Raw genomic sequence first — 22,346 nt, 5'->3', positions numbered from 1 at the left:
CTAATCGATATTTTAATCACACGCGTAATTCTGCACTTCTGGGCCACTAAATTTCCCAGACTTCAAAAACGTCACCACTTGAACAATGGCCTGCGCACTGCCGGTTAACCCATTGTGCGTCAACGGATACGTCACGCGCGCACAGGTACCCTCTACATAGGTGCTCGGCAGTCCCACGATCCCATCGTCATCACCACTGATAATCGCTGAAAAGAATGGATTGAATGAACGGGTGCCGGCAATGACGCCCAGTGGAAACTTTACCGGGCCCAATCGACTGGGCAGACTCCGTTCATCGATACCCATCTGTTTTCCCGCAGGTCCATTTACATCCTTGATGACCGGAATACAGGAAAGAAAGTTTCCCAGACGGCTTCCCTGATTTGGCGGGCCAAGCATGACCGCCCGAGCGATTTCGTTGGCATCACGATGCTCGTAATATTGCCGCAACAACAGCCCGCCCATTGAGTGGGTGACAAAATGAAGTGGTGCGGCACCCGCTTCCTTACAGGCATTGATGCCGAGTGGAATGGTCATATCAGCAAGGGTTTCGATCGGGAATTCTCTGGAGGGGTAGTCGAGGTTGACCGCGTGAAAGCCGGCCTCACGCAGAGCCGCGGCGATCGCCTCCATGGAGCGCGAGTCCTTGGTGATTCCGTGAATCAATACGACACAGGGCTTTTCGGGCCGGTCGTGACTGTTGGCGTAGGCGCTATGGGCGCTGACAAGTAGTGCCAGTACAACCAGAGCCAGAAGGGAAAAAGAAAACCTCGTATGTTGGGTCGAACCGCACTGCCTGATCACGGAGTAATGTCCCTCGCGCCTGCCAATAAACTGGACAACCATGCCCTATTGCTTACGTCGGTGCGGGGGGGTTCGGATTGCTACTGGGCTTCCATCTCTTCCGCTTTGCCCCGTTTCACCCATCGCCCGAAGAAAATACCCACCTCGAACAGAATCCACATGGGTACGGCCAACAGAGTCTGGGAAATGACATCCGGCGGGGTGAGCAGCATTCCCATGGCGAAACAGGCAACGATCACGTAAGGGCGCTTCTTGGCCAGGTCTTTCGCGGTTACCGCACCGCTCCAGATAAGCAGCAGGGTGGCAATGGGGATTTCGAAGGCAAAACCGAAGGCAAAAAACAGTTTCAGCGCGAGATCCAGATAGCTGCGAATATCCGGCAGAACCTTGATATCTGCATGCGCCGAACTGATAAAAAATTCGAAGATGAGCGGGAACACCACAAAGTACGCAAACGCCATTCCCGCATAAAACAGGAAAATACTGGAAATCATCAGCGGTGCGATAAGGCGCTTCTCATGCTTGTACAGACCTGGGGCAATGAATGCCCAGAACTGGTACAACACAAATGGAATGGCGACAAAAAATGCCAGTACAAATGAGGTTTTGAATGGTGTCAGAAAGGGGGAGGTAACCTCGGTGGCAATCATGCCGGCACCTTCGGTCAACCGCGCCTGCAGTGGTTCTGCAACAAAGTTGTAGATGTCGTTGGCGAAGGGCACCATACAGGCAAAAATCGCCACCACTACCAGCAGGGTTTTCAGCAGGCGATCCCGCATCTCGATCAGGTGCTCGATAAACGGCTGGTCTTTTTCACTCATTGACGTTTGTCTTCCGGATCGGTGGAACGGTCACTTTCGGATGACCTGACAGGTTCGGCGTCATCAGTTTCCGGGCGTTCTTGCTGAGGAGTTTCCGGGTCCAGACGGTCGACCTCGGCCCAGGCCTCATCCTCTTCATGCTTGAAATGGTCCGGATGATGGGGGTTGTGCTCAGGGTCACCGTGATCGTGCAGGTGCTCCGGATATTCCGGGTCCTCCAGATCCTCGTCATCTTCCTCTTCTTCCGGCAGGTAGTCTTCTTCAGGCTTTTCATCGGCGGGTGCGTTGCGATCCTCTTCCGGCAGGTAGTCCGCAGCGCGACGGCGCTGATCCGCCTCGGGGTCTGGCTCTGAAGGTGCCGGGTCGGTGGAGTCGCCGCTATCTTTCAATGCCTGTGCCTGCGCTTCGACCGCTTTCAGGTCCTGCTCGAATCTGCGTTCAGCCTCGCTGAAGGTGCGCTCCATGGCCTGCTGGCTTTCACGTAGCTCCTTGAGTACGCGCTCGTTGTGCAGCTCACGACGAATATCATCGGCGCCCACTTCCCGCTCAAGCTCTTCCTTGGCACTACCGAGGGTCTGCTTAATCTGCGTCCACCAGCGCACCGTGGTACGCACAGCGTCAGGCAGGCGCTCGGGGCCGATGACCACAAGGCCAACGACACCGATCAACAGCAGTTCAAAAAATCCGATATCAAACACGGGCAACTCGCTCAGTTAACCACCGGTTAAATCCGTTGGGCTTGCCGGGGTTTATTTGTCCTGGGACTGCTTTTCTTCGCTGGACGTTTTCTGCTGTGGCTTGCTGGTTTCGTCTTTTTCCAGCAGCTCTGGTTCTTTGTCTTCCTGATCCTCGTCCTTTTTATCTTCTTCTTTCATGGCTTTCTTGAAGCCCTTGATGGCCCCCCCAAGGTCGCCGCCCAGATTGCGCAGACGTTTAGTGCCGAAGATCAGCAGGACGATGACCAGCAGGATCAGTAATTGTTGCCAGCTAATACCCATGAGAATTGCTCCTGATTAAATACGTTAATGCGCGGCCTGACACCTGCATCGCGCCCGCCGCTGCCGCCGCCCCGAGCTCAGTCCTGACTTCGCGACGCTTTTTCATCCAGCCCGGAGAGCCCGAATCGGCGCCCCAGTTCATCCAATACTGCGCGGGAATCCGCACCCAGGTGATTCAGCATCACCAGTGAGTGAAACCAAAGATCTGCGGTTTCCGAGATCATTGCCTGGTGCTCGTCGCTCTCCGCAGGCTTGCCTTCGGCATCCTTGGCGGCGAGCACCAACTCGGTCGCTTCCTCACCCACTTTTTCCAGAATCTTGTTCAGGCCTTTGCGGTGCAGGCTGGCAACGTAAGACGACTCCGCATCCCCCTGTTGCATACGCATCCGCAATACCCGGTCCAGTTGTGTCAGCATATTACTCATGACGCGGTCTATTTCTCCCCTGAATAGATCTCTTTGGGGTCGGTAATTACCGGCTGGCGGACCTGCCACTGGCCATCTTCCAACACCTGATAAAAACAGCTGGTGCGCCCGGTATGACAGGCAATGCCGCCCAGCTGTTCCACCATCAGCACGATGGTGTCACCATCGCAGTCGAGCCGGATTTCCCGCACCTGCTGCACATGCCCGGAGGACTCTCCTTTGCGCCAGAGCTTGCCGCGGGAGCGCGACCAGTAGACCGCACGCCCCTCTTCGACGGTCAGGCGCAGGGACTCGGCGTTCATCCACGCCATCATCAATACCCGGCCTGTCTTGAAGTCCTGGGCGATGGCGGGAACCAGGCCGTCGCTGTTCCAGCTGACAGCCTGGGTGAAATCGGTATCGCTCACTGTTTGCGTCCTTAGTGCATTCGATAGTGTAGGCTCACAGGTCCGGTTCAGGACCCCGTTACCTTATGGCCAGAGCAATAGGGCCAACGCGGCCGCGCCCATCACCCAACTGACCGCGGGTATTTGTGCCAGCAACCCTGGGGAGGCCACCAGTGCGGCCCCCGCCGCCAGTAAACCACCGACGATCATACGCGCATAGCGTGTGCGGCCCCGTTGCCGGCTGCCGGCCAATTGTTCACTGAGCTGCTGCAACCGCGGCCCCAGCTCCTGCCCCTGCTCCAGTGCGGCAAATGCCATTTGTGGCAACTGGGGAAATTTTTCCAGCCATTCTGGCCCGTATCGCCGAATTTCGCCGACGATCGTTTTCGGGTGAACCCGCTCACGCATCCAGCGCTCGAGAAACGGATGGGCAGTCTTCCACAGATCCAGCTGAGGATACAGCTGTCGCCCTAATCCTTCTATATTGAGTAAAGTTTTCTGTAAAAGTACCAGCTGAGGCTGCACTTCCATATCGAATCGCCGGGCGGTCTGGAACAGGCTGATGAGCACCCGCGCGAAGGAAATTTCCCCCAGGGGCTTCTCGAAAATCGGCTCGCACACCGCGCGAATGGACGACTCAAAGGCATTGATCGGCGTGTCCTTGCGCACCCAGCCACTCTGCACGTGCAGCTCCGCCACCATGCGATAATCCCGCCGGAACATCGCCAGCAAGTTGCGCGCCAGATAATACTGATCCTCACGGGTCAGGCTGCCGACAATGGCGGTATCAATCGCGATGTACTTGGGGCGCTCGGGGTGTTCGCGGGATACAAAGATATTCCCCGGGTGCATGTCGGCGTGGAAGAAGTTGTGTTCAAACACCTGCTTGAAGAAGATCTCCACCCCGCGCTCGGCCAACAGCGCCATATCGGTATTCTGCGCACGCAACTGCGCCAGGTCGGTGACCGGGATACCGTCAATACGCTCCAGCACCAGTACATTCTCGCGGGTGTAATCCCAGAAGACCTCGGGGATATAAAGGAGTGGGGAATTTGCGAAGTTGCGCTTCAATTCCGAGCCGTTGGATGCCTCGCGCACTAGATCCAGCTCACCCTCGATGGTGTGGCGATAGTCTTCCACCACCTCCACCGGGCGCATACGGCGGCCATCGGGAAGATAACGCTGAATCCAACGGGCAATAAAACCCAGCAGCTCCAGGTCCTGCTGGATGATCTTATCGATCCCCGGGCGCAGCACCTTCACCACCACGGATGCACCGGGCTCGCCGTTGTCACCCTTCAGGCGCGCACCGTGCACCTGGGCCACGGAAGCGGACGCCAGCGGCTCCCGCTCGAACTCCGCAAACAGCTCATCCACCGGAGCACCCAGTGCTGCTTCAATACGCGCGATACACTGATCCGCCGGGTAGGGCGGCACATTGTCCTGCAGCTGGTTCAGCTCCTGCACCATATCCGGCGGCAGCAGATCCGGGCGCGTCGACAGCAGCTGGCCGAACTTCACAAAAATAGGTCCGAGATCTTCCAGAGCCCGGCGCAGGCGCTCGCCGCGCCCCATATCTTTTACTGCGCCCGCCGGCAACAGCTTTGCCGGGGCCCACAAAGTGCGCAGCCACAGCGGCTGGTGTTCCGCAGGAACCAGTTCATTCAGGCGGTAGCGCAGAAACACGCGCGCAATGGTCAGGCTTCTTGCAATTGGCACGTCAGTTTTTCCCCCGCGCGTCCAGCTTGCTCTTAAGCAGGGCCAGGCGCGCCTCCAGCCGATCTACACCCTGGGCAAACGCGGCCACATCTTCCGCGAACGCCTCGAACTGCGCCTGCGGCGGTGTCATGCGCCACTCTTCACTCACCGCCTCCGCCGTCGCCCGCGGCGCGGCACCCAGTGCATCCTTCAACCAGCTCGCCGCCAGCCTCACGCCTGTACCCAGCTGGTGTGCCGGTGAATCGCCGATCAGCTTCGCCAACGGCTCCTCCCAGTCGATATCCAGATCTCGCAGGATCGACTGCAGTTCCGCCAACAGGGCACTGGAACCACGCACCGTCACCCCCAGTTTGGCCGGGGTGGCATCGCGGTTTCTCAACAGTTGGATAAACGCCAGCGCGGAGCCCGACAGCTCCGTGGTGACCTCGCCGCTCCAGCGGCTGTGGACCTCGATATAGCCCCCTTCTTCACCATCTTCGTCGTCGATGACCAGAAACAGTGACAGGGTCGGCGCAGTAAGGTTTACCGCCAGCACCTTGCCCGCCAGCCTGGCCAGGCGCTGGCGGCTACCCGGGTCGTAGCGCAGGGCGGTGTTGATGGCGGTTTCCAGGGTGGCGTCGAAGCCGGCGCGGAAGGTGGGGTCGGTCATTATTCTAAAGACTTGTCCGTGCGAATTACGCTGATGCGAAGATGTGGCTGCCGGTGGACATTCGCGGGACCGTCTGCGGCCTGGATGGCCGCAGCCGAGCCCCCATGGATGGGTTCACGGCGTGTCCCGCGAATGTCCACCGGCAGCCACACCGCCACGAGATCAACTTAAGAACTAGGGCTTGATGCCTTTGTGCAGGGCCACAATGCCACCGGTCATATTGTGAAACTCACAGTCCACGAAACCGGCCTCGCTCATCATGCCTTTCAGGGTTTCCTGATCCGGGTGCATACGGATGCTCTCGGCGAGATAGCGGTAACTGTCCGCATCGTCCGCCACCAGCTTGCCCATAAACGGCAACAGGCGGAAAGAATACTGATCGTACACCTTCTCCAGCAGTTTCGACTCCGGCTTGGAAAACTCCAGCACCAGCAGCCGGCCACCGGGCTTCAGCACCCGCAACATCGAACGCAGCGCCAGATCCTTATCCGTCACATTGCGCAGGCCGAAGGCAATGGTAATGCAGTCAAAGGTATTGTCCGGGAAAGGCAGGTACTGGGCATCCGCCTGCACCGTCTCCACATTGCCCGCAATGCCCCGGTCCAGCAGGCGATCACGGCCCACCTTCAGCATCGACGCATTGATATCCGCCAACACCACCTTGCCCGTCGGCCCCACGATGCGGGAAAAGCGCGCCGTCAGGTCCCCGGTACCACCGGCAATATCCAGAATCGTCTGCCCGGGCCGCGCCGCGGACAGCTCGATGGTAAAACGCTTCCACAGGCGATGAATGCCCCCAGACATCAGGTCGTTCATCACATCGTAGCGCGCCGCCACCGAGTGAAAAACATCCGCCACCCGTCCGGCTTTCTCTTCCACCGGCACCTGCTGGTAGCCGAAATGGGTTGTTTTGCGTTCCGTCATTGTGAGCCTGCTGTACCTAATTCAGGACCGTATTGTACATGGGAACCGGCAAACGGTACGAGTGACGCCAAAGGGTTGCCTGAGCTTGAGGATTGAAGATGCAGAGGGAGAGAAAGCAGCAAGCGCCACTCAAGTCCGAGTGATGTGAGTGACGCTGCCGAGATAGACCGAGGAGCGGCTCTTCAATTAGAGGCCGTCAGGCCCACAATCAGAAGCAAGATACGAGATCATGGACTCATAAAGAGTCTTCTGGTGATCATAAAACAGGGTGTTGCTGAAGTGATCAGCGCCATCCAGCTCTACGTATTTGTAGACCTTGCCGTTTTCATCAAGTGCCTTTCTGTATCGCTCAGCGTGCTCTGGAGGGACACGCTGATCTACACTTCCGTGAATCAATAGGATAGGCACATTGACTTTGGCTGCCTGCTCAATCGGCGAGATACTGTCATCCCACATACCGAGCTGCTCGATTTTACCGGCACCACGCAGACGATCACGATAGTAATTCACTTGCATCTGGTTATCTGACACAGCTGCACCAGCGATCACGCATTGGTAAATCTGGTCTTCACGGGCGGCAGCCACAAGGGCGGCGTAGCCACCGTATGACCAGCCGAACATGGCTAGCCGATCCTTTTCTGCCAAACCCTGCTCCACCAGGTAGAGCATCCCGTCGTCCTTGTCGTCCTGCATCTTATAGCCACCTTGACCGCCTTCTTTAAAGGCGGACGTGTAGTGCTCAATGCCCAGGCCTTTGGAGCCACGATACTGCGGCTGCAGTACCAAGTAACCATTGTTCGCCAGGAACTGTGCCCACTCATCGTAGATCACCAGCTCTGAAACAAACGGACCACCGTGCGGCAGGACAATCGCCGGGAAGGGCGGCTCACCATTGGGTACCGTCAGATAGGCCGGAATAGTGCGGCCGTCGCGGGATTTATATTTGATGTAGCGTACATCGGCGAGCTTTTCCGGTTCCAGCAGGGGCTGGCGGCTACCGACTTTTGTCAGCTTGCCCTTGTGCAACAGGTAATAGCTGCCGGGATCCCGCGGACCGACATTGTAGATGGTCATGGTTGCACCGTCGCGGGAGCGGCTATTGATTCGCAGATAGTGCGCATTTGGAATCACTTGCTCTAACTGACGCTGCGTCGCCATTTCAACTTCGTCAAAATATTCTACTTCGACATTTTTTTCCGCGTATACAACGCCTACGATCTGATCGCGATATCTCCAGCTGTTGCTATGCTTTCGCACTCCGCTCACATCTACATCGGTTCGGAGATAGACTAACTCGCCAAATTTTTTGGCTTTGACGTCAAACTCCCATAGACCGACCTTGTCATTACCATTATTGGCAGTAACAAAGAAAATGTTCGGATTTTGGGTGTCGAAGCCCTTTACGGAAAATGTTTCAAAACTGTCTTCGCTCATGCGGTGGAATTCGGTCCATCGCTTTTTATCGGTGATGCGTTCGTACCAGACATACTCACCTTTGGCGACATCGAATCCACGTGCCAGCCATGGGTTACCGGTTTCGTCGAACTCGACCTGCCCCATCGCCAGTTTGCCGCGCAGCAGCAGCTTCTTGGCACCGCTTTTTAGATCCAGTTCGTAATAAGTACGCGGACGGAATGCAGCAGCAATTCGGCTTTTCTCACCACCAGGTAGATATGAGAAAATAATCCGACGATCATTGTTGGGCAGGGGGTGATCCAGTTCGGCACCGGCCTGATCATACTTTTTCAGTTTCTTGCGTTTGATATCCACTGACGCAAGTAGATATTCGTAAACACCTTCGTTGAAACCCTCGATTTTGTCGCGCACTTTCTGGCGTAATTGCATGCCGATCACATCATTACTCAACCAGAAAAACTGCTGGATTTCCATCGGGTCGGAATTTATGCGGTAGGGCTCTGCTTCGAGATCCCCGGCGGGGTAGACTTCGATTATTGGGTCGCCATCTTTAGTAGGGATTTTCAACAAAGCCAGATGCTTGCCATCTGGAGAGATAGAGACATTACTGATCACATCGCGAAGTGCCCAAAAATCCAGAGGATAGGGCTTAGCTTCTTTGGCGATCACCTGTGTTGCGACGATCATCGTCAGCACCACGGCCAGACCTTTGATTATTTTCATTTCAGATTCCGCTATTTTTTCTGCTATTACCTAATTTCCCTGGAAAAAAAAGCCCGCAGTAACTGCGGGCTTTTTCCGACCTGTGAGCGATCAGAAGTTCTTCTGAAGGTTCATGAAGACCGTGCGGCCTTGCAGATCGTAGCCGTAACCGATCGGGGTGTTGTTGATAGCGGTTACTTCGTTGCCATCTACCTGCGGAGGCGCTTCGTTGAAGACGTTCCGCACACCAAGACCAGCAGTCCAAGTATCTGCGTAATAGTACAGGGACGCGTGGTGGATCATATAGTCGTCAGCAAAACCAACGTCGCGACAATCAACGCCACCGTTCGCAGCACCGACACAGGTATCGGAGAATTCGCCCGTCCCATTGGTGTCATAGATATCACTGAACTCGTCGATGTACTCGTCCGCCTGCTCCACAGCACCCAGGTACTGGGTAGTCCAGGTAAAGCGGTAGTTATCGTATTCCGCGCGGAATTCACCACGACCGTTCCACTCGGGGAAGCCGAAGGTGCCCTGATACCGCTCGACATCTGGGGTACCGTCGTCGGCTACATAGGTCAGGGTGCGTTCCATCACGCGGTTGAAGGTCAGGTTTGCAGACAGGTCTACCGGCGCACCGAATACGGTAACCGGCTGCTCGTAACGAATGTTGTAGTCGAAACCACGAGCCACTTCGTTATCGCGGTTAACAAAGGCCGCATCGATAACATCCAGGAAGCCTTCATCATCACGAGAGAACATGGAACAAAATGCGCTGTTGCCATTCGGGTTATTGAAACAGTCATTTACAAGAAATTGGGCGGACGGCTCGATGATCGAATTCTCGATATCGATTTCGTAGTAGGTCATACCCAGAGTCAGACCAAAACTCTCAAAGAACGGCTGCTCGAAAGAGAAACCAAAAGTGAAAGATTCAGAGGTCTCTTCCTCCAAGTCCAGGTTACCGCCGCGAGCCACTTCAACACTGTAGGTGTTAAAACCATCGTTCTCGAGAGTGGTGGGATCTACACCATTGGCGAGACAGTTGGACAGAACTTCGGGGCTACGGGTATCCAAGTCCGCGTTATATCCACCACTGATCGGATCCAGGGCTGCATCCGGAATCATGCACGGGTCAAAAATATTATTGAAACCGGTCTGATTCATCAGGAAGTTTTCACGCAAGTTGGGCGCACGGTAGGAGGTACCGTAAGTTGATCGCAGCAGCAGTGACTCTACCGGACGATAGGCAATCTTCGCGGCATTGGTCCAAGCGCCACCGTAGAACTCATCCTTGGTATACCGAGCAGACACGTTAGTGGTCAACTCTTCTGCCATGAATTTACCTGCGAGCAGTGGGATTTCAATCTCAGCAAATGCCTCTTTGGTGTCCTTACTACCGGTCGCGCCACCATCAGAGAAGTAACCGAAGAACAGGCCATCGCGGGCGATATCGTCCGGCAGAGACTTGATACGGTCATTGCGCAGCTCAGCACCGAAACCAACAATTACGTCACCTGCAGGCAAGGTTGCCACGGTACCGGTGGTATATGCGGAGAAGATCGTCTGGTAGTAAGAGGTGTCAAAGTCGCGGCTGTCGAACAGGTAATCGCGTTCCGCTTGGGTGGCGAAGTCACCAATGACGCCTTCATACAGAGAAGCCGCGAACATATCGATCGGCACACAGGTAGACTCGCCCGGAAGCGGTTCACAGGTGTAGGTACCCGGATTATTCGGATCCTCAACAGTGGTCGCCAGAGACTGGGTCAGGCGGTCACCGCGAATCCCGTAGCGGCTGGATTTACCTTCAGATTTGGTAATGGATCCGGACAGTTCAAAGCTCCAGTCAGACATAGAACCGATATTCAGCATCGGCAGGTCGCCGCGCATACCGGTGACGAAGCGCATCTGCGCTACTTCTACATCTGCGGTAGTACGATCACCTCGCACCGAAACAATCGGCTGGGTACTTTGGGGGCCAATAGCTCCGTAGTAAAGATCGTAGTCTGCTGGCAGAGCCCCATAGGTATTATAAAACTGCTCTTGAAACTCTGGGTCATCCAGCAGGGCATCGTAGGCCAAGCCACAATCGACGCCACGAACTCCATCTGGGTTACAAATGTTGAATGGGTTGGAACCTGGCACAGACGGGAACAGCTGGAATGCGCCACTATCGATATAGTTTTCACGTTTGGCGTAACTGGCTTCAAAGAACGGAGTTAGGTTCATGTCGCCTTCAAAAGTGTACTCACCAAAGGTCATGATGCTCGTGCGTTCTTGCTCTGGGTACAAATGTGCAAACAGATCACGGCCATTGATATCGTGATTGCGGAAGTTCACATCGGTTACACCGTCACCATCCGCATCAACTCCGAAGCCAAAAAGGTTGGACTCAGAAAAGTCACTCCAACCGCCGTGACCATTCCCCGGTGTGTAGTAGATGCTACCGGATACTGGGGTGGATACTCGGCCAGCCAGTGAGCCGATGGCACAACCATCAGAGGTATCCATACCCAGCACATTGCTGTAGTAGGCATCCTGGGTGTAGATCTTGCCGTCGGTGCCGATTTCGCGGTTGCGCGCACAGCTGTCAGTCCACTCGCGATCGGCCAGAGTCACTGCCTGTGCCTGATAGTATTCCGCACCCACACCAATAAAGCCGCGGTCAAAATTCTGACCCCAACTCAGGCTCATAGTGGTTTCTTCACCATTGCCCTGTGTAGGGCCAGTACCAAAGACTTCGAAATCGAAACCGTCAAAGTCTTTCTTCAGGATGATGTTGGTTACACCGGCTACGGCGTCGGAGCCGTAAATGGAGGATGCTCCGTCCAGCAGCAGGTCATACTGCTGTACCAGCGAGGAGGGGATAAGGTTCAGGTCTGCAGCGACTGGCGCACCTTCAACACCTGCTGGTGAAAGGCGACGCCCGTTCAACAGTACCAGGGTACGACCAGCACCCAGACCACGCAGGTCTACGGTTGAAGCACCAGGGCCATTATCCAAAACGTAACCAGAAAAGGTCAGATCAATCTGCTGGCCAGAAGCCGCACCACTGCTCTGCAGAATGGTGGAGGTATCGATGGCACCAGCCTCTCGTGCCCCCTCGGCGTTAATTATCTGTAGAGGTGCAATGCTTGAAAATGTGTCTCGTTTCAGACGAGAGCCGGTAACGACGACCTCTTCTACCCCCGAATCGTCTTCCACTCCCTGAGGAACGGGAACAGCAGGCTGCTGTTCGGCGACTACGTTAGTTTCAGTAACAGAGGCGTCATCTTCTTGTGCGAAAGTAATAGGAGAAAGTACTGCTGCCAGCACAGCAGTGGACACGCTTACCTTGAGCGGAGTCCCTGCGCTCTCGAACATTTTTTTTAATTTATTCAATTGGTTAGCCCCCCAATTAGGCTCTTGTCAGTATTTTGTAGCGAAAGATTTCGCTACAAAAGTTTGACGACTAACCTCCCTAACCCCTCATATATATTTTTTGACGACCGAATAATAAATAACGAAAGTGCTCTACTCATTTTGAAGTCGAGCTATTCATACTTAAAAAGCCCACCAAAAAGAGAACATATAACATCAAAAGTATAATAGTTGGGACGGACATCCTTATCTGGAGATTTGGCCTGTCGAGCAATTATTAACCAACCCCAATGGCAAACTAAAAAACCATAGTTTTGCAAAATATCAAGATAAAAAACTTAAATAGCGAAAAAGTAGGCACAAAAAACCACTCAAACCCATGACCCATCGTTTCAGCAAAACATCACGGCATCGGCTGCAACCGTTTTTGAAACACGCCGAAACTGGCTTCGCTGCCCGACCGGGATACTCCAATAGACACGTAAAAGAATAAGGCAGAAGATCAAGCTAATATGAGGGGCACGGGAAAATGTGCTGGACCACATCGACTCGAAGTCAACTCCTACCTTTCAAACGCTGCCAACTATTCCAGCAACCCACCCGCATGCGTCATCACATGAAAAATCAGGCTCTGCTCATTGGTACCAGATAACAGATGCGCCCCGGGGCCGCGGGCCCATACTCCTACATCTTCTCCTGCGTGGGTTTCACTTCCCAGGGGCACCAGTGCTTCCTGGTGGTAACCGGAAGATTCGGTATCGCTGGCAGAAATGTCGTGGCGTCCGGCGCTGACGGGGTCTTCGTAGCGATCATCTGCGTCGGCGCTGTCTCCGTAGTGTGCATGGCCGAGACCGTTGGCGTAGGTAATAGTGGTATAGGGCTTGCCGTCAGCGGCGAGCGCCACCACCGGTTCCGGAGCACCCTCACTATTGTTGGTGACCACCTTGCCGAGTATCGGATTGCCGCGGGTGGGGTAGCCGGCGATGGTCATCACGTGGCTGTGATCCGCGGTCACGATAATCAGGGTATCTTCGGCGCTGGTACTGTCCATGGCGACCTGTACCGCTTTGGCCATTTCGACAGCATCGGTCAACGCATTAAACGCGCTGCCGGCGTGATGCCCATGGTCGATGCGGCCGGACTCGACCAGCAGGAAGTAGCCTTTATCTGATTTGTTCAGTAGTTCTATGGCTTTGCCGGTCATCGCCGACAGAGAAGGCTCGCCGGCTTTATCGTTTTTACGATCCGCCTCATAGCGCATATGGGAACTGGCAAATAAGCCCAATAGTTTGTCGGTGCCGGTAACATCAATCGCATCAAAGCCCGCCTGGTCCTCGATATACACCGCGCTGCCTGACTCGCCGCCGTAGCGCTCCCGCCAGGCGTCAATCAGGTTGATGCCGTCTTCGCGTTTGCCGTTTTTCCCCTCGATATCGGTGACGTCCTTTGGCAGAAAACTGCGACGGCCACCACCCATGATGACGTCCACACCGTCACCCGCGGCGAACTCCACCATCTGGGTAGCGATATCCTTGCATTCTGCGGGTGCAGCATGCTCCCAGCCACGCTCTGGTACTTTGGCATAGGCGGCGGCCGGGGTGGCGTGAGTGATGCGCGCGGTGCTCACGATACCGGTGCGCTTACCCAGTTCTTCCGCAAGCTCCACCGCGGTGGTCAGCGGTCGCTCGAGACTGCCCGCACAGTCGCCGCGCGCTACCGTTTCATCGACATTGAGGACACCCGCTTTGGTTTTCACCCCCGAGAGCATGGCGGTAGCAGTACCAGCGGAGTCCGGGGTCTGCTGATTGGTATTGTAAGTCTTGATCAGGCCCGCAAAGGGCATTTTCTCAAAGCTGAGCTGGTACTCCTCACCAGGCTTCCCTTGCAGCTGCCCCGCCAGAATCCGTGCGGCGGTCACCGTGGAAATACCCATCCCATCACCCACGAACAGAATGACATTTTTTGCCGCACCGGGCTGGTTGTTGATAGTAACTGCGCTCGCTTTGGCGATCGCGTCGCGAGCACCGTCGAACCAGCTACTGTTGCGCTGGTTATCAGGTAGCCTGGGTGAGGCGGGTTTGGCTGAAGAGCTTTCCGCGGCGACTGTTTCAGATTTGCCGCTGTGGCAAGCGGCCAGTGTGACGCCAAAGGCCAGTGCGAAAGCCAGTGTGAAGCGGTTCAATTGCACGAGTGATCCCCCCAGTAGCAATTTAATGAGTGATACCTCTCCGGCGTGGCCGGGTGATTGGGGTGGGAGGATACCGGAAATATGCGTCAGATTTGCTTCGGATTCAGCCAATCAGTTTGACTGGGCTTTCGTCAGGGTCACGGCCCTGACCGGCGTTTGCCAGGCGCTCAAGATAAGCCTGCCACTTTTCCTGCCGGGTTTCACACAGCTCCTGCAGATAGTCCCAGGTGTAGATACCGCTATCGTGACCGTCATCGAAAAAGATCTGCAGGGCATAACGACCGGCGGCAGCTACTCGCTCAATGCCCACATGCAGTTTTCCGGTCACCAGTTTGCCTTCGTCGGCACCGTGACCGCGCACTTCAGCACTGGGAGAGTAAACGCGGAGGTACTCGGCAGGAAGATCGTATTCTGCGTCCGGGTAATGGAGGGTGAGTTTTTTGTCGGCTTTCTGTAGCCGAATTTTCTGGGGTGGGGGCATTGGGGTATTCCGGGGAATCGCGTTTGATAGGAGCCTGCCCTGCAGGCTCCTACTGAGTGGAATGCATCAGAGAATAAAGCGCGAGAGGTCTTCGTCTTTGCTGAGCTCGCCCAATTGCTTGTCCACATAGGCTGCATCAATGGTGATCGCGGTATCGCCATCACCACCGGCAAAGGAAACTTCTTCCAGCAGCCTTTCCAGTACGGTGTGCAGACGGCGGGCGCCGATATTCTCGGTGGACTCATTCACCTCAAACGCCACTTCGGCGATACGCTGGATGCCGTCGTCGGCAAATTCCAGATTGACACCTTCGGTGCCCAACAGTGCTTTCTGCTGCTCGGTAAGCGATCCGCTGGGTTCGGTCAGGATACGCTGGAAGTCTTTGGAGGTGAGTGAGCTCAGCTCCACACGAATTGGTAAACGACCCTGCAGCTCTGGTATCAGGTCGGAGGGTTTGGACAAATGGAAGGCCCCTGAGGCGATAAACAGGATGTGGTCTGTTTTGAGCATGCCGTATTTGGTGGTGACGGTGCAGCCTTCAATCAGTGGCAGCAGATCGCGCTGTACGCCTTCACGGGATACGTCGGCACCGCCGCTTTCCTGGCGTTTGGCCACTTTGTCTATTTCATCGATAAATACGATACCGTTCTGCTCGGCAGACTGGATCGCTTTGGTTTTGATTTCTTCGTCGTTGATCAGCTTGGCGGCTTCATCGTCGGTCAGCTGTTTGAGCGCCTGCTTGACGGTGAGTTTACGCTTTTGTGTTTTGCCCTTGGACATATTGGAGAACATGCCCTGCAGCTGATTGGTCATTTCCTCCATGCCGGGGGGCGCCATGATTTCCACACCCATTGGACCGGCGGAGACTTCGATTTCGATTTCTTTGTCGTTCAGCTCGCCTTCGCGCAGTTTTTTGCGGAAGACCTGGCGGGTACTGGAATCTTTCTCACTGGGGTCGGTGTTGCGTGCCGGCGGCAGCAGGGCGTCGAGGACACGGTCTTCGGCGGCGTCCATGGCGCGCTGTTTGACGCCTTCGGTGGCGCGCTCGCGTTCGAGCTTGATGGCCATTTCGACGAGGTCGCGGACGATGGATTCCACATCGCGGCCGACGTAACCGACTTCGGTGAATTTGGTGGCTTCGACTTTGATAAACGGCGCGCCGGCAAGCTTGGCGAGGCGGCGGGCGATTTCGGTTTTACCGACGCCGGTAGGACCGATCATCAGGATATTTTTCGGGGTGATTTCCGCGCGCAGCTCTTCGTTGACCTGCATGCGGCGCCAGCGATTGCGCAGGGCGATGGCAACGGCGCGCTTGGCGTCGTTCTGGCCGACAATATGGCGGTCGAGTTCGTGGACGATTTCTCTAGGGGTCATGGACATGGTCTTTACTCGGATTCTTTTCGCTTCGTTCCAGCCTCGAAAGTTCTATCGCTGGCGCGGTGGCGGCGGGGCACCGGGTACTGTTTTTTGAAACCGCTGTGAACCCATCCCTGGGCGCTGCGGCAGCGACCTCCTGTCGCTGACGCTTTCAAAAAACAGTACCCGGTACCCCGCCTTCAGTTCGTGGTGAATTACTTCGTTGCTGGTTTGCGATCAGTAACTCAACTCTTCAACGGTGTTGTTGTGGTTGGTGTACACACAGATGTCACCGGCAATCTTCAATCCCTGCTCCACAATCGTTCTCGCATCCAGTTCGGTATTGTCGAGCAGCGCGCGCGCCGCGGACTGGGCGAAGGGGCCGCCGGAGCCGATGGCGATGAGGTCGTCTTCCGGCTGGATCACGTCGCCGTTGCCGGTGACGATCAGGCTGGCGGTTTCGTCGGCGACGGCGAGGAGCGCCTCTAGCCGGCGCAGGGCGCGGTCGGTGCGCCAGTCTTTGGCGAGTTCGACGGCAGCGCGGGTGAGCTGGCCGTTGTGGGCCTGGAGTTTGGCTTCGAAGCGCTCGAACAGGGTGAAGGCGTCGGCGGTACCGCCGGCGAATCCGGCGATGACTTTGTCGTTGTACAGGCGGCGGACCTTGCGGGCGTTGCCTTTCATGATGGTGTTGCCCATGGAGACTTGCCCGTCACCGCCGATGACGACTTTGCCGTTTCGGCGACAGGAGAGAATGGTAGTGCCGCGATATTGTTCCACGTGTGCCTCGGTGTTTTTCAATTCGAGTGCACTAAGTGTGGTCGATGAGGGCGGATTTCAACGTTCGCTATTGGACACTAACCCTGGGCGGGGCGTTTGAGGACCAGTGGCATCAGCCGGTGTTCGGCGAGTACGCCTCGCGCGGCGGCCATTTTGGAACGATTGGTATAGGGGCCGACGAGAACCCGATGCCAGGTACCTCTGTTGTCCGTGGCGGATTCGACCTTGACGTCAAGGTTGGCCAGCATCAGCTGAGCGCGCAGGCGTTCGGCTTCTTCTTTGTCGCGAAAGCTGGCAGCCTGCAGGATATACACGAGATCGGACCTGGGCTCGCTGCGTACCGGGGCGTCGTCGCTGTCGCCGTCACGCACCCGCACCTGCTGGTTCTTGGGTTGCGGCACTTTAACTTCGTTCTCTTCCAGCAGCTTATAGAAATCGAAACGCGGTTTGGATTCGCCGGGTGCCGGCTTTTCCGCGGCAGGTTTCTCCGCGCGCTTGGCGACCTGGGACTGACCGGTCTTGAGGTCGTTCAGCAGAAACACGAAGACCGCGAAGCCACCCACGAAGTTGCCTAGCACAAACCATACCCAGGCGGGTTTACCGGTGGATTGTTGGCGGCGGGTATTGCGGCGGGCCATGGGCGTTCTCTCGGTCTTGTAAATCGTTATTCCTGCAGGTGGGAAATTGTACCGCCTGCACGCGGTGCTGTGGGCGGATTTTAAGATAACTCCTGCGCATCCATATCCACTGCCCAGCGCAGCCTGCGGTTCCGATTACCTTCCGCCCAATGGCTGAATTGCGCCAATAGCTTCTGCAGCAGACCGCGCTTTTCCGCGGTGACCTGGAGATAGAAGCGGAAACGGCCGGACTTGCGCTCCAGCAACGCGGGCACCGGGCCGAGGTACTGGAGCTCCGGTGAAGGTGGTGCCATCGCCTGCAGATATTCCCGGGCACTGACCAGGAACTCCTCCGCCCAACGCGGCTCCTCACACTCGGCACGCACCAGCGCCATGGCCCGCAGTGGCGGCAGCTGGGCGATCTTGCGCTCTTCCATCAGTTGGCGGGCGAAAGCCCCGTAGCCCTTGTTGAGCAATAGCTGAAGCAGAGGGTGTTCCGGGTAGCGGCTCTGTACCAGCACATGACCACGCAGGTCGCCACGGCCGGCGCGGCCGGCGACCTGCTCTAACAACTGCCCCATGCGCTCGGGCGCGCGAAAATCGGCACTGAACAGGCCGCCGTCGGCGTCCTGGATCACTACCAGGGTCACTTTGGGTAAATGATGCCCCTTGGCCAGCATCTGGGTACCCAGCAGCAGGCAGGGCTCGCCATTGCGCGCCGGCTCCAGCAATTTGTCCAGGGCCTGTTTGCTGGCGGTGGTGTCGCGATCTACGCGGATCACCGGGAAATTCCCGAAGCTTTGGGTAAGGAAGTCCTCACTGCGCTCGGTACCCGCACCCAGTGCATTGAGATTGCGACTGTGACATTGCGGACAGCTGTGCACCTCCGGCATGCGATAGTCGCAGTGGTGGCAGCGCAGATGGCGCTGGCGCCGGTGCAGGGTAAGTTTGGCGGAGCAGTGGGGGCAGTCGGCAAGCCAGCCACAATCGTCGCAGGTCAGCGCGGGTGAATAACCACGGCGGTTGATAAACACCAGCGCCTGCTCACCGCGGTTCAGGGTTTCGCCGATATGCCGCAACACCTGCGGGGCAAACCCCTCCTGAAGCTGCTGGTGCAATATGGGCACCAGGCTGATTTCCGGCGGGCGCGCGTTGCCGGCGCGGTGGCGCAGGCGCAGATGCTGATAGCGACCAGAAAGCGCGTTGTGCAGGCTCTCCAGAGACGGGGTTGCCGAGCCAAGCAGCACCGGTACACCGGCATTTTTTGCCAGTACCACCGACAGGTCGCGGGCGGAATAGCGCACACCGTCCTGTTGCTTGAACGAGCCGTCGTGCTCCTCGTCGATCAGGATCACACCGAGGCGCGGCAGCGGGGTAAAAATCGCCGAACGGGTACCGATCACGATATCGGCCACACCGCTGGCGGCGGATAGCCAGGCGCGGGCGCGCTCGCCATCGGCGAGCCCAGAGTGCAGAGCCGCGATGCGAAAATCCGGAAAGCGCGCGGCGATACGGCGCAGGGTCTGCGGGGTAAGACCGATCTCCGGCACCAGCAACAGCGCCTGATGGCCGTCGCGCAGGGCGCGCGCCATCAGCCGCAGATAGACTTCGGTCTTGCCACTGCCGGTGGTGCCCTCCAATAGTGAGGCGCTGAAGCCAGTGGCCGGGACCGCGTCAATAACCTGCCGCTGCTCGTCGTTCAGCGTTGGCGCGGGACGCGGCTCTACCGCTTCCATGGGTGGCGGTGCCGTAGGGCCGGACACCCAGTGGGCCAGCCCGCGCTCGATCAACGCCTTGCACACACTGCTGTTGAGCCCGCGTGCATTCAGCGCGGTACGGCTCTGGCGCCCGCTACTCAACAGCAGCTGCAGCAACTCCTGCTGTTTCTTCGCCCTCGCCAGTGCGGTTTCCGGCAGCCCCTTGCCTTCGGTGGTCAGCTCCAGCCACTGCTCCGCCCAGTGATCCGCCGGTTTACCTTTGCGCAGAGCCACCGGCAGGGCCGCTGCGTAAAGTTCTCCGATGGGTGCCTGGTAATAGTCTGCAGCCCACTGCAGAAAGTGACGGCTGCGGGCGTCAAAAATAGGCTGGTGATCAATGCACTGACTGGCGGGCTTCAGCTCCGCCAATGGTGATTCCGCCACCACGTCCACCAGTACCGCCACCAGGTCCCGCTTCCCAAAAGGCACGTGAAAACGCTGACCAGGGCGAAGGTCCTGCTCGCGCATACCCGCCGGCGGCAGGTAATCAAACAGGCGGCGCAGAGGTACCGGCACTGCCAGGCGCAAAATGGCACGCGGGCGCTCGCTAGCCATACCCGAGCGATGGTGTTCCGGGTGTTGTTCCGGTTGTACCTGCAAACGGCCCCCAATGACGGTTTCTATTGTGCGAATTTTTCAGAGCGCGCTAGTTTAACGGCTGCCGACCCTTGTTACAGCCGGCACCGTCCCCCTTCTGCGTTCAATGACTGGCATCTTGTTCAACCATTACAGTCCTAGCCACTTGCATACTTTAAATATTAGAGTACTCTACACAGCAACTCTAATTTATAGAGTAACAACGGGGCTACTGGTAATCCCCCCCCTCATCACCAAGGATCTGTGAGCATGACCGACGTAAACAAACTGCAAAGTGACCTGGACTATATTCGCGGCGCCATCGACGGGGACGCCACCAGCGGCGGTATCCCGGCCCTGTATTTTCTATGGGCCGCGCTGATTGCGGTGGGCTTCAGCCTGCCGGATCTGGCCCCCCGATTCGCCGGTATCTACTGGCTGTTTGCCGGTGTGGGCGGGGGCCTGTTCAGCTGGTGGCTGGGCGCCCGCGAGAGCCGACGTCACGGCTACAACAATACACAACTGGGACGGCGCTACGGCCTGCACTGGTGCCTCGTGGGTGCCGCATTTCTACTGTGCTTTCTGCCGCTGATGCTTGGGCGTGTCACCCCCGAGATGGGAGGCGCCAACTTCCTGCTGGTGACCGGTATTGCCTACAGCCTCGCCGGAGTTCACCTGGAGCGGCCGCTGTTGTGGTGCGGCATCCTGATGCTGATCGCCTACGGAGTCCTGGTGGTGCTCATGCCTCCATTTATCTGGACAATCACCGGGATCAGTGTGGGTATCGCTCTGTGCTGGGCGGGCTTCAGCCGCCGGGCGGCGCTGAACGCGGGCGATTCCCAATGAAGGCGCTGACCTCCCTGGACCCGCTGCTGGAGCACCGTATCCGCCTTGGCGCCTGCGTGTTGCTGGGCAAGCACGGCGAACTCAGTTTCGCCCGCCTCAAGAGCCAACTGCAGGCTACCGACGGCAATCTGGGAGCACAATTGCGCAAGCTGGAAGAGCGGGGTTACCTGCTAAGTCGCAAGGATTTCGTCGAGCGCAAACCGACGACCTGGTACCACCTGAGTGACAGGGGGCGCGCCGCGTTGCAGTCCCATACGGCGGCGCTGCGATCACTGATCGACGCGGCGGGCGCCACCGGCGGGGAGCCGTGACCCTATAGCCGCATTTGCGCTTGAATCGGCGGGCTAATCTGATAGTATGCGCCGACTTTTTAAACAGCCCGGGGAAGCTTCCCCTACACCAATGACGATCCCGTGCTCAGCAAACGACTGGGTGGCGGTATCGATTAGAGGCCATCATGAAGAACGACATCCACCCGAATTACGCCGAAATTACCGCAACCTGCTCCTGTGGCAACTCCTTCAAAATGGGTTCCACTCTGGGCAAGGACATCCAGCTGGACGTATGCTCAAACTGCCACCCCTTCTACACCGGCAAGCAGCGCGAAGCCAGCACCGGCGGCCGTGTAGACCGCTTCAAGAAGCGTTTCGGCAGCCGCATCTCCAAGTAAGAGATCGCGCAATCGAGACCCGCTCCGGTATGCCCTGCGCTTCACCGGTAGCAATAAAAAAGACGCCCCGGACATACCGTGGCGTCTTTTTTTGTGCCTGCCTGCTGCTGACCTGCATCCTCAACCCCACCGCGGCACTCGCCGACTGTGTGCTGGGGGAGGCAGATGAGGTCGTCGCCCTACAGAAGGTGGTGGACGGTGACACCCTGCGCCTTAAAGACGGCCGTCGGGTTCGCCTTATCGGGGTAAACACACCGGAGCTGGCCCGCGGCAAACGCCCGGCACAGCCGTTCGCAGAGGAGTCGCGGGAGTTTGTTCAGCGCTTTCTCGCCGGGGGTGACCTGGAGCTGGTGTACGACAGAGACCGCTACGACAATCACGGGCGGGTACTCGCCCATGTGTACAACCACCGCGGGGACAGCCTGGAATCCGCATTACTGGCCGCCGGACTGGCCTTTCATATCGCAGTAGCCCCCAACCTGTCGCTGGCGGAGTGCCTGTCGAGCCGCGAAGATGAAGCCCGCCTGCGCCAGCGGGGGGTATGGCGACCGGGAGCCTGGCCGACACTGCGGGCAGAGGATGTACGCGAAGGAGATGGCGGCTTCACACTGCTCACCGGCCAGGTGCGGAAAGTTCACAAAAACCGCTTTATCTGGCTGGATCTGGACGGCCCAGTGGCGCTGCGGCTGGATCCGAAGGGAGCACCGCTTTTGGCGAAACGCAACGGCTGGAAAGGGCGCAAATTGATGGTGCGCGGCTGGCTTGTGGACCGCGGTGCGAATTATGCGCGCAAGAACCCGGGCCACAAACGCTGGTTCATCGCGGTGGATTCGGCGCAAACCGTTGATCTGTTGCGCAACTGAGTAGCAAA

The 22,346-nt window shown here is 57.3% G+C and carries 21 protein-coding genes; 4 read left to right on the top strand and 17 right to left on the bottom strand.

Annotated features, from left to right (window positions below; translation table 11 throughout):
- Positions 1–12: 12 nt before the first annotated feature.
- From AU11_RS14415 to AU11_RS14335, 17 genes are all read right to left on the bottom strand, one after another.
- Entirely contained in the window at positions 13–846 is an 834-nt protein-coding gene (locus AU11_RS14415; protein ID WP_051687273.1) for a triacylglycerol lipase, read from the bottom strand.
- A 38-nt stretch (positions 847–884) separates the two neighbouring features.
- Positions 885–1,625 (bottom strand): twin-arginine translocase subunit TatC, encoded by a 741-nt coding sequence (gene tatC, locus AU11_RS14410; protein WP_043319983.1) that lies wholly within the window; start codon positions 1,623–1,625, stop codon positions 885–887.
- Positions 1,622–2,323: a Sec-independent protein translocase protein TatB gene (gene tatB, locus AU11_RS14405; RefSeq protein WP_043319982.1), complete on the bottom strand. Its 702-nt coding sequence runs from the start codon at positions 2,321–2,323 to the stop codon at positions 1,622–1,624. Before tatB ends, tatC begins: the two co-directional genes overlap by 4 nt.
- Positions 2,324–2,374: 51 nt before the next feature.
- Positions 2,375–2,623 (bottom strand): twin-arginine translocase TatA/TatE family subunit, encoded by a 249-nt coding sequence (tatA, locus tag AU11_RS14400; protein WP_043319981.1) that lies wholly within the window; start codon positions 2,621–2,623, stop codon positions 2,375–2,377.
- A 77-nt stretch (positions 2,624–2,700) separates the two neighbouring features.
- The gene (locus tag AU11_RS14395; RefSeq protein ID WP_043319979.1) at positions 2,701–3,048 is read right to left on the bottom strand and encodes a phosphoribosyl-ATP diphosphatase; all 348 of its coding nucleotides are present in this window, start codon (positions 3,046–3,048) and stop codon (positions 2,701–2,703) included.
- A gap of 8 nt (positions 3,049–3,056) precedes the next feature.
- A complete protein-coding gene (gene hisI / locus AU11_RS14390; RefSeq protein ID WP_043319978.1) occupies positions 3,057–3,455 on the bottom strand; it encodes a phosphoribosyl-AMP cyclohydrolase in 399 nt (132 codons plus the stop codon).
- Positions 3,456–3,518: 63 nt separating this feature from the next.
- Positions 3,519–5,153 (bottom strand): ubiquinone biosynthesis regulatory protein kinase UbiB, encoded by a 1,635-nt coding sequence (ubiB, locus tag AU11_RS14385; RefSeq protein ID WP_051687272.1) that lies wholly within the window; start codon positions 5,151–5,153, stop codon positions 3,519–3,521.
- Position 5,154: 1 nt separating this feature from the next.
- On the bottom strand, positions 5,155–5,802 hold the full coding sequence (locus tag AU11_RS14380; RefSeq protein ID WP_043319977.1) for an SCP2 domain-containing protein: 648 nt from the start codon (positions 5,800–5,802) through the stop codon (positions 5,155–5,157).
- Between the two features lie 174 nt (positions 5,803–5,976).
- Positions 5,977–6,726 carry a bifunctional demethylmenaquinone methyltransferase/2-methoxy-6-polyprenyl-1,4-benzoquinol methylase UbiE gene (gene ubiE / locus AU11_RS14375; protein ID WP_043319976.1) on the bottom strand — a complete coding sequence of 250 codons (750 nt, stop codon included), beginning with the start codon at positions 6,724–6,726 and terminating at the stop codon, positions 5,977–5,979.
- 186 nt (positions 6,727–6,912) lie between these two features.
- Positions 6,913–8,865, bottom strand: a complete 1,953-nt coding sequence (locus tag AU11_RS14370; RefSeq protein WP_043319975.1) for a S9 family peptidase — start codon at positions 8,863–8,865, stop codon at positions 6,913–6,915.
- A 90-nt stretch (positions 8,866–8,955) separates the two neighbouring features.
- Positions 8,956–12,228: a TonB-dependent receptor domain-containing protein gene (locus AU11_RS14365; RefSeq protein WP_156035330.1), complete on the bottom strand. Its 3,273-nt coding sequence runs from the start codon at positions 12,226–12,228 to the stop codon at positions 8,956–8,958.
- A 562-nt stretch (positions 12,229–12,790) separates the two neighbouring features.
- Complete coding sequence (locus tag AU11_RS14360; RefSeq protein WP_043319974.1) at positions 12,791–14,395, bottom strand: alkaline phosphatase; 1,605 nt, start codon at positions 14,393–14,395, stop codon at positions 12,791–12,793.
- 103 nt (positions 14,396–14,498) lie between these two features.
- Entirely contained in the window at positions 14,499–14,876 is a 378-nt protein-coding gene (locus AU11_RS14355) for a gamma-butyrobetaine hydroxylase-like domain-containing protein (RefSeq protein ID WP_043319972.1), read from the bottom strand.
- 66 nt (positions 14,877–14,942) lie between these two features.
- On the bottom strand, positions 14,943–16,256 hold the full coding sequence (hslU, locus tag AU11_RS14350) for an ATP-dependent protease ATPase subunit HslU (protein WP_043319971.1): 1,314 nt from the start codon (positions 16,254–16,256) through the stop codon (positions 14,943–14,945).
- 213 nt (positions 16,257–16,469) lie between these two features.
- Positions 16,470–17,009 (bottom strand): ATP-dependent protease subunit HslV, encoded by a 540-nt coding sequence (hslV, locus tag AU11_RS14345; protein WP_043319970.1) that lies wholly within the window; start codon positions 17,007–17,009, stop codon positions 16,470–16,472.
- 77 nt (positions 17,010–17,086) lie between these two features.
- A complete protein-coding gene (locus AU11_RS14340; protein ID WP_043319969.1) occupies positions 17,087–17,647 on the bottom strand; it encodes an SPOR domain-containing protein in 561 nt (186 codons plus the stop codon).
- Between the two features lie 80 nt (positions 17,648–17,727).
- Entirely contained in the window at positions 17,728–19,983 is a 2,256-nt protein-coding gene (locus tag AU11_RS14335; RefSeq protein ID WP_369797822.1) for a primosomal protein N', read from the bottom strand.
- A gap of 246 nt (positions 19,984–20,229) precedes the next feature.
- Here AU11_RS14335 and AU11_RS18500 point away from each other — a divergent pair, with 246 nt between their 5' ends.
- From AU11_RS18500 to AU11_RS14315, 4 genes are all read left to right on the top strand, one after another.
- Positions 20,230–20,805: a hypothetical protein gene (locus AU11_RS18500; RefSeq protein ID WP_043319966.1), complete on the top strand. Its 576-nt coding sequence runs from the start codon at positions 20,230–20,232 to the stop codon at positions 20,803–20,805.
- Positions 20,802–21,116 carry a transcriptional regulator gene (locus AU11_RS18495; protein ID WP_043319965.1) on the top strand — a complete coding sequence of 105 codons (315 nt, stop codon included), beginning with the start codon at positions 20,802–20,804 and terminating at the stop codon, positions 21,114–21,116. Before AU11_RS18500 ends, AU11_RS18495 begins: the two co-directional genes overlap by 4 nt.
- Positions 21,117–21,262: 146 nt before the next feature.
- Positions 21,263–21,475, top strand: a complete 213-nt coding sequence (rpmE, locus tag AU11_RS14320) for a 50S ribosomal protein L31 (RefSeq protein ID WP_043319964.1) — start codon at positions 21,263–21,265, stop codon at positions 21,473–21,475.
- Between the two features lie 29 nt (positions 21,476–21,504).
- Complete coding sequence (locus AU11_RS14315) at positions 21,505–22,338, top strand: thermonuclease family protein (protein ID WP_043319963.1); 834 nt, start codon at positions 21,505–21,507, stop codon at positions 22,336–22,338.
- Positions 22,339–22,346 lie beyond the last annotated feature (8 nt).

This window comes from Microbulbifer sp. HZ11 (genome assembly GCF_000708675.1).
Classification (GTDB): domain Bacteria; phylum Pseudomonadota; class Gammaproteobacteria; order Pseudomonadales; family Cellvibrionaceae; genus Microbulbifer.
Note: the sequence above shows the minus strand (reverse complement) of the source record. Positions and strands in the feature narration are given on the sequence as shown.

Bases quoted from the DNA above. Each gene is read 5' to 3' on its own strand.
- AU11_RS14415 (WP_051687273.1), bottom strand. From the start codon at position 846: ATGGTTGTCCAGTTTATTGGCAGGCGCGAGGGACATTACTCCGTGATC.
- tatC (WP_043319983.1), bottom strand. From the start codon at position 1,625: ATGAGTGAAAAAGACCAGCCGTTTATCGAGCACCTGATCGAGATGCGG.
- tatA (WP_043319981.1), bottom strand. From the start codon at position 2,623: ATGGGTATTAGCTGGCAACAATTACTGATCCTGCTGGTCATCGTCCTG.
- AU11_RS14395 (WP_043319979.1), bottom strand. From the start codon at position 3,048: ATGAGTAATATGCTGACACAACTGGACCGGGTATTGCGGATGCGTATG.
- AU11_RS14380 (WP_043319977.1), bottom strand. From the start codon at position 5,802: ATGACCGACCCCACCTTCCGCGCCGGCTTCGACGCCACCCTGGAAACC.
- ubiE (WP_043319976.1), bottom strand. From the start codon at position 6,726: ATGACGGAACGCAAAACAACCCATTTCGGCTACCAGCAGGTGCCGGTG.
- AU11_RS14370 (WP_043319975.1), bottom strand. From the start codon at position 8,865: ATGAAAATAATCAAAGGTCTGGCCGTGGTGCTGACGATGATCGTCGCA.
- AU11_RS14355 (WP_043319972.1), bottom strand. From the start codon at position 14,876: ATGCCCCCACCCCAGAAAATTCGGCTACAGAAAGCCGACAAAAAACTC.
- hslU (WP_043319971.1), bottom strand. From the start codon at position 16,256: ATGTCCATGACCCCTAGAGAAATCGTCCACGAACTCGACCGCCATATT.
- AU11_RS14340 (WP_043319969.1), bottom strand. From the start codon at position 17,647: ATGGCCCGCCGCAATACCCGCCGCCAACAATCCACCGGTAAACCCGCC.
- AU11_RS18500 (WP_043319966.1), top strand. From the start codon at position 20,230: ATGACCGACGTAAACAAACTGCAAAGTGACCTGGACTATATTCGCGGC.
- AU11_RS18495 (WP_043319965.1), top strand. From the start codon at position 20,802: ATGAAGGCGCTGACCTCCCTGGACCCGCTGCTGGAGCACCGTATCCGC.
- rpmE (WP_043319964.1), top strand. From the start codon at position 21,263: ATGAAGAACGACATCCACCCGAATTACGCCGAAATTACCGCAACCTGC.
- AU11_RS14315 (WP_043319963.1), top strand. From the start codon at position 21,505: ATGCCCTGCGCTTCACCGGTAGCAATAAAAAAGACGCCCCGGACATAC.